The following is a 13,703-nucleotide window of genomic DNA, read 5'->3' as shown; positions in this document are numbered from 1 at the left end:
GCTAAACTCTAATGCAGGATTTTTAGATTATAAAAATTTATATTATATAAAATAAAAACTTAATAATTAATGCTGTCAGCAGTATTTAATACATGACTAAACTCAACTATGGCTTAATCTGCTGTAGAGCAAAGACTGGGGATGCGACCTCAACTCAAGATAAATATTTTTCTAAAATTATTTTTTAGCTCTGCATCCAGAATAGCCTTCTCATTACTCAAAAATGCTTCAATTTGAAATATAAAAAATCCCCGCAAAGCGGGGATCTTTTGTTTAATCCAAATGTACTTACGGGTAATTATTTACCACCAAATACATAAGATACGCCTACACGGCCACCAACTTCATTACCGCCAGCAAAACCTAGAGCAGCACTGAATGCAGTACGGCCATCAGCCAATACGCTTGCAACACCTAAAGCAGCTGCAGATTCGCCTTCATAGTGACCAGCGCCACCAAATACTGCAAATTGACCTGCACCAATGTTTGGAATTTGCTGTTGAGCAGCTAATGCAATTGCAATACCACGGTAAGAAGTTTTCTCTACGTCATCAATACGTTTGTTTAATTGATCAACACGACCACCCAATTGACCAACCTGAGCAGTCAAACGAGAATCCACTTCAACAACTTTTGCATCAATAGTGCCAACTTTTGTATCAATAGCTTCAACTTTTGTGTCAACTAAAGCTAGCTTTTCATTTACTTGGGTTTCTACTTTAGCTGTTGTTGCTTGTACGAAACTACCAACCGTGGTTTCCTTATCAGAACCCGCAAAAATAGTTAAATCCCCAGTTGTAGAAATTCCATCTGCCGAAATACTAGTTTGATTGGTACCATTGCTTACAACTAAGCCTTTACCAGTCAATTCAGACGTTTGCTCTGTTTTAGTACCTGTAGTTGCATCAGTTGTAATGTTAGAAGCTACAACACCATAAACATTATTATTATCGGCATCTTGACCAATAATACCTGTCACAACTGACTGCTCATTAACAACAGTACCCTGACCACTTACAACAAAAGTTTGATCTAAAGCTTTATCCGTACCTGCGATTTTCTTACCTGCAGCATCTACATCATAAAGATCACCAACTACGTTGGTACCCTTTTGCTGAGTTGTTTTTTCACCATAAGTGACATTACTATCTGTAACTTTCTTAACAACTTCAGACTGGCTAACTGTAACAGCTTGTGTACCACCTGCACCAACTGAAACTAAAGTCACTTGGCTATAATCTGGATTATCTACATTGAATGCAGTACCGTCTGCCAATTTCCCATCAAAAGTTTCAACTTTTGATGTTTTACCATTTTGGGTAACTTCATAGATAGCATAAGCCTGACCTTTCTTCCAATCACCAGTCGCAACCTTTTGCGAGCTTGTTCCGCTACCTAGGTCAATGTTTCCTGCAGTAATAGTTGTAGATTTATTTACATTATCTTTACTTTGAGTAACTTGGAATGAGTAATGTTCATCATTTTTTTCCAATTTACCAACACTAATAGTGTGGGTACCATTATTTTTATTAGCCTCATACTTAGTAGTTGCTGATGTATTTGGTTTTAGCCCCAGAGCTAAACTACCAACATATTCACCATTTGCATCATAAGTCACTTCAGATTGACGAACTTCACTCGTTGTATATTTCCCAGATGAAGAACTTTGTGTTAACTGAATTAGATCAGCTGTAACTTTTTGAGTTTGCTTAACTTCATCAGCAGCAATTGAACTCGAGTAATTGTAATCAAGTACTGTTTGACCACCCGTACCATTAAAAGAATTATCAATTGTCGGGATTAATAAATCCTCAGAAATTGTCGCTGAACCATTTGTTTTTATATCAGATAACTCTGCGTTAATATTAACCAAGCCATTTTTCACATCAACGTTTACTTTAGTATCATTTGTGGTCCATGAACCTAAAGGACCTGTACTGTCGCTGAGTGTAACATCTGCAGCATTTACTGTATGTGATGCAATAATTGCCATAGTAGCTGCTAGCAATGTTTTTTGAAACTTCATGAATTTCTCCAATTTTTATAAAAAGACTGGTTTGCCCTAGGATGATGCAAACCAGTGAAAGCCTAAAAAAAAAGACAAGATAAAGTGTCTTTTTTGAGCCAGTCCTCTGGTGGATGTGGAGATAATACCCAAAGAGAAAGTTAATTATTAATCAAAATTTGATTTATTTTACAATTATTTTATTGTTAACTTAAATAATTCATATATTACAATAGCTTAAAATTATTAATTTTCAAATTATGATTGATATTAAGCAATATGAACTTTCTTATGCTCAAATGCTAACTTTAAAGTTCATAAGCCCTACAAATACTTACAGTGATCAAAACTGATATCATGTAGTATAATTAAGACGTGTTGTTAGTCTCGAGTCCGCACAAACCAAATATTGATTAATCAAATTAAGTTAGCTTTAAGATTTGTCAATTAACTTAGAATCCAAAATTGAAATTTGATACGTAGTAGCAATGAGTAGTCAAAAAGAAAAGTTATTGTTCTCAGAACGATTAAAACAAGCTTTAACGCAAGAGCATCACCCGATCAGTCCCACTTTTATTTCTAAGCAATTCAATGCGCGTTATTCTGGTGAGCCCATTTCTGTTCAGTCAGCAAACAATTGGTTGCTTGCAAAAGCCATCCCCAATCAAGATAAGCTTTCAATCTTATCATTATGGCTTAATGTGTCAAATCAATGGCTTAGATTTGGTGATAACGATACCCAAACAGATAAAAGCACTTTAAATACTGAGATATTAAGTGCTAAGGACTATGATTTTTTATTAAAATTTAACGCGTTAACTGAAACACAAAAGACGCTTATTTTAAATATCATTGAAGAATTTCAAAATTAAGTGATTTTATAGTTACTCATCATCGCCTTCAGCCTGCGAATTTCTTCACAGCTTAACAAGCTAAACATGCGTTCATATTCCTGAATTTTTGCATATAAACGTTTAAGCTCTTGAGTACTTACCATCACCATCTCGTGATCTTCATCACCCTTACACACAAACACCCCCAAACTAATTTAAATATGTTATAAATCATTTATTGATTGATATTAAAGCAAAAGTTTATAAAAATCTATTAATAGTGCTACAAAAAACATTTTTATAAAGCTTAAGTCTTATATCTGACATATTGTGTGACATATATTACATTGGTTTTTTTTAAATATATATAAAATATAAAAAAATCCCCGCCGAAGCGGGGATTTTTAGATCAACTGAGAGGTGATAATTTACATCATACCGCCCATGCCACCCATACCGCCCATATCAGGCATTGCTGGTTTGTCTTCTGGAATTTCAGTGATCATACATTCTGTTGTCAACATTAAGCCCGCAACAGAAGCCGCATGTTCAAGTGCAGAACGAGTCACTTTAGCAGGGTCAAGAATACCCATTTCTAACATATCGCCATACTCTGAAGTTGCAGCGTTATAACCGAAGTTACCTTCACCATTTTTCACCGCGTTAATTACAACTGATGGTTCATCACCAGAGTTTGCAACAATTTGGCGAAGTGGCGCTTCAATTGCGCGACGTAAAATGTTGATACCTACATTTTGATCATCGTTTGCACCAGTAACACCTTCAAGTGATTTCGCAGCACGAACTAGTGCAACACCACCACCCGCTACAACACCTTCTTCAACCGCAGCGCGAGTTGCATGAAGTGCGTCGTCTACACGGTCTTTTTTCTCTTTCATTTCAACTTCAGTTGCTGCACCAATTTTAATAACAGCTACACCGCCTGCCAATTTAGCAACGCGTTCTTGAAGTTTTTCTTTGTCGTATTCTGAAGTCGATTCTTCAATTTGAGCACGGATTTGAGTTACACGCTCAGCGATTTGAGCAGCATTACCAGCACCATCCACAATTACTGTGTTTTCTTTAGATACAGTCACTTTATGTGCAGTACCCAAATCTTGAAGTGATGCTTGTTCAAGTGACATACCAACTTCTTCAGAAATAACAGTCGCGCCAGTTAAGATCGCGATGTCTTGAAGCATTGCTTTACGACGGTCACCAAAACCAGGTGCTTTAACCGCACATACTTTAATAATGCCACGCATGTTGTTCACTACAAGTGTAGCCAACGCTTCACCTTCAACATCTTCAGCAATAATAAGAAGCGGTTTACCAGTTTTAGCAACAGCTTCAAGTACAGCAATCAATTCACGAATGTTGCTGATTTTTTTATCTACAAGAAGAATGAATGGGTTTTCGAGTTCCGCAGTCAAAGTATCTTGTTTGTTTGCGAAGTATGGAGAGATATAACCACGGTCAAACTGCATACCTTCTACAACGTCCAGCGAGTCTTCGAAGCCTGAACCTTCTTCAACTGTGATTACGCCTTCTTTACCCACTTTTTCCATTGCTTGCGCAATAAGTTTACCTACAGTCGTATCTGAGTTCGCAGAGATCGAACCCACTTGTTCAATCGCTTTAGAGTCAGAAGCTGGTTTAGCAGTTGCTTTAATTTCAGCAACAACAGCTTTCACAGCAATGTCGATACCGCGTTTAAGATCCATTGGGTTCATACCAGCAGTTACTGATTTGATCCCTTCGTTTAGAATCGCTTGAGCAAGTACAGTCGCAGTTGTCGTACCATCACCCGCGATGTCATTTGTTTTTGAAGATACTTCACGTACAAGTTGAGCACCCATGTTTTCAAACTTGTCTTTTAACGTAATTTCTTTCGCAACAGAAACACCATCTTTAGTGATGTGTGGTGCACCAAAAGAACGGTCGATTACAACGTTACGGCCTTTAGGACCTAAAGTTACTTTCACTGCATCTGCAAGTACGTTTACACCAGCGATCATTTTTGAACGCGCTGAATCACCAAATTTTACGTCTTTAGCTGACATGGTTTACTCCAAAATTTTTTAATCTATTTTCAAATTGAATTCGGATCGAAAGATCTAAGCTTAGCCTTCGAGTACAGCTAAAATGTCAGACTCTTTCATTACAAGTAGCTCTTCGCCTTCAACTTTTACTTTAGTTCCAGCATAAGCACCAAAAAGTACGTTGTCGCCAACTTTAACATCAAGTGCACGTACACCATTGTCAGTGACTTTGCCGTTACCTACAGCAATAATTTCACCTTGAGCTGGTTGTTCAGCAGCAGAAGTACTCAAGATTAAACCGCCAGCAGTTTTAGTTTCTTTCTCAACACGGCGGATTACAACGTTGTCATGTAAAGGACGAATCGTGCTCATTTCTAGCTCCATAGACATTTAAAATGTCATTGATTACGATGTGAAGATGACTTCTTATTCCTAGGTCATCGACAATTTTTTGATATGACACTTTTGTGGGGATGGAAAAATCTGCTTCAAGGGCAAAAATTAAAAAAAATGCTTTTTTTGTAGATTTTTTATTCAGTTTCAATCTTTTCTAAAGTAAAGCTTCAAATTGTTACGCTAAACAAAACTGTTGGCTTGCTACATCAAATACATAAGATTGCATATTTCCATGTAAATCCAGAGTATTAAAACTATTAGTTACACCATGATGCAATCGATGCGAAGTTGCAGTACCTGCATGAATATCCCAAATTGGATGTACACATCCGAGCTGATAAATGTCATTTAAATCATAGCGTGCTGATTGGTGTAAATGCCCATGCAAAAGACCATTTAATCCATTTTGTGCCCAAGTTTGTAAAGCCATACGTCCCAATACTGGACAGTCCTTCACCCCTTCTTTGTCTTGTGGCGGAATATAAAATGGTTGATGTGCAACCACATATTTAAGCTTGTGCCGAGGTGCTTGTTTTAAGTGCTGATCAACGCGGGTAATTTGCGATAAGGAGATATGGCCACGTGTATGGAAACGCCTGCGTATACTATTAACGCCCACCAGAAAAAAATGCTCAGTTTCTAGTGTCATTTCCATATTGCCAAAAAAAAGCTGGTAGCGTGCAAAAGGGCTAAAAAAACGATTCCATAAATGAAATAACGGAATATCGTGATTCCCAGGCACAACCAAATATGGACATTTCAAACGATCTAAAAATTGTCTGCAACTATAAAACTGTTTAAACCGCGCCCGTTGCGTTAAGTCCCCGCTCACCACAATTGCTTCAGGTTGATGTTTTGCACAAAAGGCTTCTAATGCACGTATGCATTCGGGTTGCTCTGTCCCAAAATGTAAATCAGAGAGATGAACTAACATAAGGCACCATGATCTTTAACGCATGTTTATGTACCTTTATAGATAAAGGTGGACATAATTCTTTAAGCTCGCCATCCATAGCGACAGTTATCTTTTTACTGCTCGCATGTATGCAGACTTCTTCAGCAGCAAAACTATAAACATCTGGGGTATGTTCTAAATTTCCGCGGATCAATTGCCACAGCATTTTAAACAAACTGAGCTTATCACTCTTAGCCACCACTACACCTGCGACCTTGCCTAGTGCTGCCTGATTTGCAATTTTTAAATTTAAATCTGCCAGTTGTAGCTGATTATTTCCAAAAAAAATCAGCGGAGTTTTGACAGGATAACGAATATGATCGACTTCAATCTGTAGTTTTAATTCTTTTCGATCTCGTATTAATACATCCAAACCAGAAGTGTATGCATGAACAGGAAAACGCCCAAAACGTTGATTATAAATTTCACGTTTTTTTATAAATAAAGGATATAAACCCAAACTCGCATTATTTAAATAAATATTATTATTAATGCTAGCGACATGCGTTTCACGTATTACACCCTGCGCAATCACTTCAGCCGCTTGTTTTAAGTCGAGTGGAATATTCAACACACGAGCAACATAATTAAATGTGCCCAAAGGTAGTATCCCCATCGGGATTGGCGTTCCCATTAGGTACTGAGCAACTGAGTTTAAGGTTCCATCACCACCAGCAACCACCACAATTCCATGATTATCAAGTTGTTGATGGCGACTTAACACATGCGACATGAAGCTTTCAAAGCTTACAAAATCACTGATTTCAAATGACTGTATTTCAAATCCATGCGCTGAGAAAATATGCAATATTTCCTCATATCCATCTTCTTTTTGATTCGCATGAAAACCTGAATTTTGATTATATATAATAGATAAAGGTTTCGTTTGTTTAGACATTTTTTATACGTCTCAACCCTGAATATTATTATTTTGTAGAATTTATCAACAATTAATAGCCCCTTTATGTAAAATTCGAATTACCACCATTTATTTAATCAATAACATTCATCATGTTTAGATCGAATATAAATTATTGTTTTATATAACTATATAAAAAATAAATAATACTCATTAAAATAAAAAATGATATTAAAAAACAATATAAATTACGCAAGATGTTGTTTTATAATAAATAAAAAACTAAATAGCATTATCTACCAAAAAAAATCTACCACTTCTTTAGTCTTATTTTTTTTATGAAATTATGCTTTAATAGCGCCACTTTTTTTCATATTTCATCTGAGCATTGCACCCCTTTGCACAGATTATACTTTGTACAGTTTGTACACACTTTAGATAGGCCTCACCATGACCCAAGTGAACGCACCAGAATTCGTTCGTCACCCTAAGCTTATTGCTTGGGTGGAAGAAATTGCTAAATTAACAAAACCAGCAAAAATTGAATGGTGTGACGGTAGCGCAGAAGAATATCAACGTTATATCGACTTGATGATCGCTAACGGCACAATGCAAGAACTTAACCAAGAGACTCATCCTGGTTCTTATCTTGCAAATTCTGATCCTTCTGACGTTGCTCGTGTTGAAGGTCGTACTTTTATTTGTTCAGAAAACAAAGAAGATGCTGGCGCAACAAACAACTGGGAAGCTCCAGCTGAAATGCGTGCACGTTTGAATGGTTTATTTGACGGTTCAATGAAAGGTCGTACTTTGTACGTTGTTCCTTTCTCTATGGGTCCTTTAGGTTCTCATATTGCACACATCGGTATCGAACTTACTGATTCTCCTTACGTAGCTGTAAGCATGTCTAAAATGGCTCGTATGGGTAAAGCTGTTTATGACGTTCTTGGTACTGATGGCGACTACATTCCTTGCGTACACACTGTTGGTGCACCGCTTGCTGAAGGCGAAAAAGACGTTGCTTGGCCTTGTAACCCAGACAAATGGATCGTTCATTACCCAGAAACTCGTGAAATCTGGTCATTCGGTTCTGGTTACGGCGGTAACGCTTTGCTTGGTAAAAAATGCCTAGCTTTACGTATTGCTTCTTACATGGGTCGTCAACAAGGCTGGTTAGCTGAGCACATGCTTGTTCTTGGCGTGACTAACCCACAAGGCGAAAAACACTACATCGCAGCTGCATTCCCATCTGCTTGTGGTAAAACAAACTTCGCTATGTTGATTCCACCAGCTGGTTACGAAGGTTGGAAAATTGAAACTGTAGGTGACGATATTGCTTGGATCAAACCAGGTGAAGATGGTCGTCTATATGCAATCAACCCTGAAGCTGGTTTCTTTGGTGTAGCGCCTGGTACCAATACCAAAACTAACCCGAACTGTATGTCTACACTTCACAAAGACGTAATTTATACAAACGTTGCTGTGACTGACAACGGTGAAGTTTGGTGGGAAGGTCTTTCTAAAGAAGCGCCTGCTAACCTTACAAACTGGAAAGGCCAACCACACGTTACTGGTGAAAAAGCTGCGCATCCAAACGCACGTTTCACAGTTTCTGCTGGTCAATGCCCTTCTATCGATGCTGACTGGGAAAATCCAGCGGGTGTTCCAATCTCTGCGTTCATCTTTGGTGGTCGCCGTGCAGACACAGTACCTCTAATTTCAGAAGCATTTGACTGGGTTGACGGTGTTTACAAAGCGGCAACTATGGGCTCTGAAACTACAGCTGCTGCTGTTGGTCAACAAGGTGTTGTTCGTCGTGACCCATTCGCGATGCTTCCATTTGCTGGCTACAACATGGCTGACTACTTCACTCACTGGTTAGAAATGGGTGAGCAAGTTGCTGCTAAAGCTGAAGCTGCTGGCAACAAACTTCCTGGTATCTACAATGTGAACTGGTTCCGTCGTGATGCTGAAGGCAACTTCGTATGGCCTGGTTTCGGTCAAAACATGCGTGTTCTTGAGTGGATAATTGACCGTTGTGAAGGTCGTGCTACTGCAATTGACACTCCAATTGGCCGTGTACCAACTTACGAACAATTGAACTGGACTGGTTCTGACTTCACTAAAGAGCAATTTGACCTTGTAACAGCACAAGACAAAGCACAGTGGATTAAAGAACTTGAAAGCCACACTGAATTGTTTGAAAAATTAGGCGATCGCCTTCCAGCTGCACTAAAAGCGCGTCAAGACGAACTTTTAGAAGCTGTTAAATCTGCTTAATCATTTAAGCGATTAGAAAAAAGACCGCTATATGCGGTCTTTTTTTATGCCTCTAGAATAAGCTACATTATTTTTATACCATCTATTTTTAAAACAACTATGCAATTAGAACACGCATTTAAAGTAGCCAATGAGGAAGCTGAGTATTTAACATTAAGAATAATTCATCCTGACTTGCGCTCACGAGTAGTGGCCTCTTTATTTGCAATTGCACAACAGCATCAATATTCAATTTTTCTACTTTTACAAAATTCTCCAACACTTCAAGCCTCAGCATTTACACTCCTAAGACCTCTTTGCGAAGCAGTAATTAAAGGTCTATGGATTAAGCTTGTCGCAACTGAGAACCAGATCAATAAGTACCTAAATGGCGAAGAAATAAAAAATACAAAACAAATGGTTGAATTAATTGCAATTCAATACCGTTCTACCAACAACCAATTCAATCAAAAGAACTGGAGTGCCGTAAGCTCATACGTTCACTCTAATCATTTACAGCTACAATTTTGGTTAACTTCATAAAGCGTAGAGCCACGGTATCCTGATGAAGCAATTGCTGAATTAATAAAAATAACAAGACTATTTTCCAATCTTGCCTTTCAGTCTATTCAAACCATATCAGAGGAACACAAACTTTAAGCGACTTCTTTTGGCAACCCTCGTACATGTAGTACTGTTAAATACTTTTCCAATTCCTGAACTTCGTTTTTATCAAACTGCAAATACAGTTTTGTCCTACGCTTTAAAATATCCTCTGATGTGACAGCCCATTCATACTGAACCAAATAATCCACTTCTCGCGCATATAAGCCATGACCAAAGCTTTGTCCCAATTCATGAACGGATACAACTTGCTTAATAAAATGCCATACACGCGTGCCGTAGGCATAAGCCCAACGCTGTATAGTATGTTCATCTAACCCTTTGACTTTATGCTCAATCTCAGCCGCAAGTTGCTCAATAGATGAAAACTGCTCCGCACCTGGTAATAAAGCCTCTGCTGTCCAACGATCTTTTAAATCACCAAAATAAGGTGCCAAGTGCTCTAAAGCTGCTTCCGCTAATTTACGATAGGTCGTCAACTTACCGCCAAATACAGAAAGCAAAGGCGCCTCATCATGATGAACATCTAAGGCCAAGGTGTAATCACGCGTTACCGCTGCGGGATTATCCGACTCATCATCACATAAGGGTCGCACTCCAGAAAAACTCGCCACAATATCAACTGCTGTCAGTTGTGTTTTAAAGTGATTATTGGATACATCCAATAAATAATGAATTTCTTCAGGGCTAATTTCGACATTATTCCTATCACCCGTATACTCGCGATCTGTCGTACCAATTAAGCTATATTGGTTTAAGTAAGGAATAACAAAAACAATGCGTTGATCATAATTTTGCAAAATAAAGGCTTTGTTTTGCATATACAACTTAGGCACAATAATATGACTGCCTTGTACCAGCCGTATGCCGTAGGAAGGTTTTAACTTTAATTCCTGTTGAATAAACTGCGCCACCCAAGGGCCAGTCGCATTCACCAGTGCCTTAGCCTTTACCCACAATTGCTGTCCATCTTTTTCGAGTTCTAACACCCAAACACCAGCCATCCGTTGAGCAGAAACACACTGTGTTCGGGTCATAATTTTAGCGCCATGTTCACGCGCTTGAATCGCATTCAGCACGACTAAACGCGCGTCATCTACAGTACAGTCTGAATATTCAAACCCACGGCTGAAATTTGCTTTTAAAGGGCTAGCAGAATTTTCAAAAAATACCTGTTCCGAACCCATCAACTGTTCACGTTTGCCTAAATAATCATATATAAACAGGCCTGCCCGAATTAGCCATGCAGGTCTTAAATGAGGCTGATGTGGCATGATAAAACGCATAGGATGCACCAAATGCGGTGCTTTCTTTAACAATATCTCACGCTCTACTAATGCTTCACGCACTAAGCGGAATTCTTTGTGCTCCAAATAACGTAAACCGCCATGGATTAACTTAGAACTGGCAGATGATGTATGCGAAGCCAAATCATCCTTTTCGCACAAGAAGACACTTAAACCACGCCCAGCTGCGTCTGTTGCAATACCTACACCATTGATACCACCACCAATCACAGCCAAGTCATACAAATCATGCATAAGCATCTCCTTTTGTTATTGTTTTTAACCTATTTTTTAATTTTCTCTAATCCTATATAAGCTTAAGCCTTTTATTTATTCACATCATTAAATCTACATAACTAACGATAGTTTCCCGCGCCACAATAAGCATGCTAAATTTTCAAAACCTTTCACTTCAATGTAACACCACTTCAGCACAATGAACACTTTATATACAATTTGTTTAATTTAGTTACCTTTCCAGTAACTCAGCAGATTTAATATAAAAAATTAAATAAGAAGAAACGGATATAACAATGACTGATACCGCAATGCAACCCGCACCACTCGACACCAAAACGCGGGTGAAATCCATTCTTGGTGGTTCTGCTGGTAACCTTGTTGAATGGTACGACTGGTATGTATATGCCGCCTTCACCTTATATTTCGCACATGCCTTTTTCCCGCAAGGTAGCCAAACCGCCCAACTGCTTCAAGCAGCCGCAATTTTTGCCGTAGGCTTCCTTATGCGACCGATTGGCGCATGGATTATGGGGGTATATTCTGACAAAAAAGGCCGAAAGTCTGGCTTAACACTTTCTGTGACCCTCATGTGTATTGGCTCATTAATGATTGCCATCTCACCCACGCACGACCAAATTGGGATTTTTGCACCCATTATTCTAGTGGTCGCACGGCTTATACAAGGCTTAAGTGTTGGTGGTGAATATGGTGCCAGTGCAACTTATTTGAGTGAAATGGCCGAAAAAAACCGCCGTGGTTTTTTCTCTAGCTTTCAATATGTCACATTAATTGCAGGACAGCTGACTGCACTCTGTGTACTACTCATCCTGCAATGGGTACTTACAGAACAGCAATTACATGACTGGGGCTGGCGTATTCCATTTTTCATTGGTGCCTGTTTAGCAATTGTAGTGTTCCGCATCCGCCGTGGCCTACTTGAAACACAATCCTTTCAAAATGCTCAAAAAGAAAAAAATCAGCCTGAATCTGGCCTACTTTCATTGTTTAAACACTATCCTAAAGAAGCCTTTACTGTGCTGTTTCTTACCGCAGGGGGTACTTTAGCTTTTTATACCTACACCACCTATTTGCAAAAATATTTGGTGAATACCTCTGGCTTTAGCAAACCAGCCGCAACGCAAATTACCACTTTAGCGCTATTTATATTTATGTGCCTACAACCTATGGCAGGTGCGCTATCGGACAAAATTGGTCGTAAACCCATTATGATTGCCTTTGGTGTATTGGGCGTACTGTTCACCTATGTGCTATTTGATGCATTAGGACAAACACAGGACTATTGGACTGCATTTTGGTTATGCTTAGCTGGTCTGGTGATTGTTACAGGCTACACTTCTATTAATGCCGTGGTAAAAGCAGAAATGTTCCCTGCTCATATTCGTGCCTTAGGTGTCGCGCTTCCCTATGCATTGGCCAATACCATTTTTGGTGGTACAGCGGAATTTTTTGCGCTTAGCTTTAAAGAAGCAGGTCATGAATCTTGGTTCTTTATCTACGTGACTATCATGATCTTTATTTCATTGCTGGTGTATATCTTTATGAAAGACACCAAACACCATTCTAAAATTAAAGAACATTAACTTAAAGTGTTTAACTGCCACTGCTTCAGCGCAGTGGCAAGTTTTAGCAGATAAAATAATTTTATTGTTTTCCCTACCTTTATACCATCGAGTCTAATGCCTGTTTATGTCATACTCATCTATAGAAATAACAAGACTGGAAATGACTTTCATGAAAATAGCGCTTAAATTATTGACTTTAGGATGTTGCACTACATTATTAGTGGCTTGCCAAAGCACTCCCCAAAGTTATAACGGTCATGCTGGCTATCAAATTGAAGCCCAAAACGACACGAGTGCCACTTTAGCTTACACATTGGCAGGTCGTCAAAATCAACAATTAGACGAAAATAAATTACAACGCGCTTGCCAAAAAGTACTTGGCCAACATCGTACATTTAAACTCAATATTTTAAGTATTAATGAAATTGCTAATCCTGCAACCACAACACAGCAATATGGCCGTCAAATTGGCAACTCTCGTGCAAGCTTTGGGCTAAGCAACACACCAGATATACGCAATACAGAAAACTTAGGCGCGCAAAATGCATTAGATGCACGTCCTGCGACCTTACGTGTAGTACGTTACACTTGCTCATAATACAGTGTATGCATATATAAAAA

The 13,703-nt window shown here is 38.7% G+C and carries 12 protein-coding genes; 5 read left to right on the top strand and 7 right to left on the bottom strand.

The window, feature by feature from the left end:
* Positions 1-298: 298 nt before the first annotated feature.
* Positions 299-2,026, bottom strand: coding sequence for a YadA-like family protein (locus tag D9K81_RS05830; protein WP_120374362.1), 1,728 nt, complete (start codon positions 2,024-2,026; stop codon positions 299-301).
* Positions 2,027-2,493: 467 nt separating this feature from the next.
* Here D9K81_RS05830 and D9K81_RS05825 point away from each other — a divergent pair, with 467 nt between their 5' ends.
* Positions 2,494-2,877, top strand: a complete 384-nt coding sequence (locus D9K81_RS05825) for a hypothetical protein (protein ID WP_120374361.1) — start codon at positions 2,494-2,496, stop codon at positions 2,875-2,877.
* Here D9K81_RS05825 and D9K81_RS18765 read toward each other — a convergent pair.
* The 5 genes from D9K81_RS18765 to D9K81_RS05805 form a co-directional block, all read right to left on the bottom strand.
* A complete protein-coding gene (locus tag D9K81_RS18765; RefSeq protein WP_268916019.1) occupies positions 2,874-3,008 on the bottom strand; it encodes a hypothetical protein in 135 nt (44 codons plus the stop codon). The two genes, D9K81_RS05825 and D9K81_RS18765, sit on opposite strands and share 4 nt — an antisense overlap.
* A 258-nt stretch (positions 3,009-3,266) precedes the next feature.
* Positions 3,267-4,901 carry a chaperonin GroEL gene (gene groL / locus D9K81_RS05820; RefSeq protein WP_120374360.1) on the bottom strand — a complete coding sequence of 545 codons (1,635 nt, stop codon included), beginning with the start codon at positions 4,899-4,901 and terminating at the stop codon, positions 3,267-3,269.
* A 60-nt stretch (positions 4,902-4,961) separates the two neighbouring features.
* Entirely contained in the window at positions 4,962-5,252 is a 291-nt protein-coding gene (locus tag D9K81_RS05815) for a co-chaperone GroES (RefSeq protein WP_120374359.1), read from the bottom strand.
* A 199-nt stretch (positions 5,253-5,451) separates the two neighbouring features.
* The gene (locus D9K81_RS05810) at positions 5,452-6,210 is read right to left on the bottom strand and encodes a metallophosphoesterase family protein (RefSeq protein WP_120374358.1); all 759 of its coding nucleotides are present in this window, start codon (positions 6,208-6,210) and stop codon (positions 5,452-5,454) included.
* Positions 6,191-7,129, bottom strand: a complete 939-nt coding sequence (locus D9K81_RS05805) for a diacylglycerol/lipid kinase family protein (RefSeq protein ID WP_120374357.1) — start codon at positions 7,127-7,129, stop codon at positions 6,191-6,193. The genes D9K81_RS05810 and D9K81_RS05805 overlap by 20 nt, the downstream gene beginning before the upstream one ends.
* A 411-nt stretch (positions 7,130-7,540) precedes the next feature.
* On the opposite strand from D9K81_RS05805, the gene D9K81_RS05800 reads away from it, so the two are divergent.
* Together D9K81_RS05800 and D9K81_RS05795 are read left to right on the top strand one after the other, a co-directional pair.
* A complete protein-coding gene (locus D9K81_RS05800; protein WP_120374356.1) occupies positions 7,541-9,370 on the top strand; it encodes a phosphoenolpyruvate carboxykinase (GTP) in 1,830 nt (609 codons plus the stop codon).
* 99 nt (positions 9,371-9,469) lie between these two features.
* Positions 9,470-9,892 (top strand): DUF6988 family protein, encoded by a 423-nt coding sequence (locus tag D9K81_RS05795; protein ID WP_120374355.1) that lies wholly within the window; start codon positions 9,470-9,472, stop codon positions 9,890-9,892.
* A gap of 113 nt (positions 9,893-10,005) precedes the next feature.
* Here the strand turns inward: D9K81_RS05795 and glpD are convergent, their stop codons facing one another.
* Complete coding sequence (glpD, locus tag D9K81_RS05790) at positions 10,006-11,520, bottom strand: glycerol-3-phosphate dehydrogenase (protein ID WP_407923622.1); 1,515 nt, start codon at positions 11,518-11,520, stop codon at positions 10,006-10,008.
* Positions 11,521-11,792: 272 nt separating this feature from the next.
* Here glpD and D9K81_RS05785 point away from each other — a divergent pair, with 272 nt between their 5' ends.
* Positions 11,793-13,100, top strand: a complete 1,308-nt coding sequence (locus D9K81_RS05785; protein WP_120374353.1) for an MFS transporter — start codon at positions 11,793-11,795, stop codon at positions 13,098-13,100.
* 151 nt (positions 13,101-13,251) lie between these two features.
* On the top strand, positions 13,252-13,680 hold the full coding sequence (locus tag D9K81_RS05780) for a hypothetical protein (protein WP_120374352.1): 429 nt from the start codon (positions 13,252-13,254) through the stop codon (positions 13,678-13,680).
* Positions 13,681-13,703 lie beyond the last annotated feature (23 nt).

This window comes from Acinetobacter chengduensis, from assembly GCF_003664645.1.
GTDB lineage: Bacteria > Pseudomonadota > Gammaproteobacteria > Pseudomonadales > Moraxellaceae > Acinetobacter > Acinetobacter chengduensis.
This window is presented reverse-complemented; position numbering and strand designations above follow the sequence as displayed.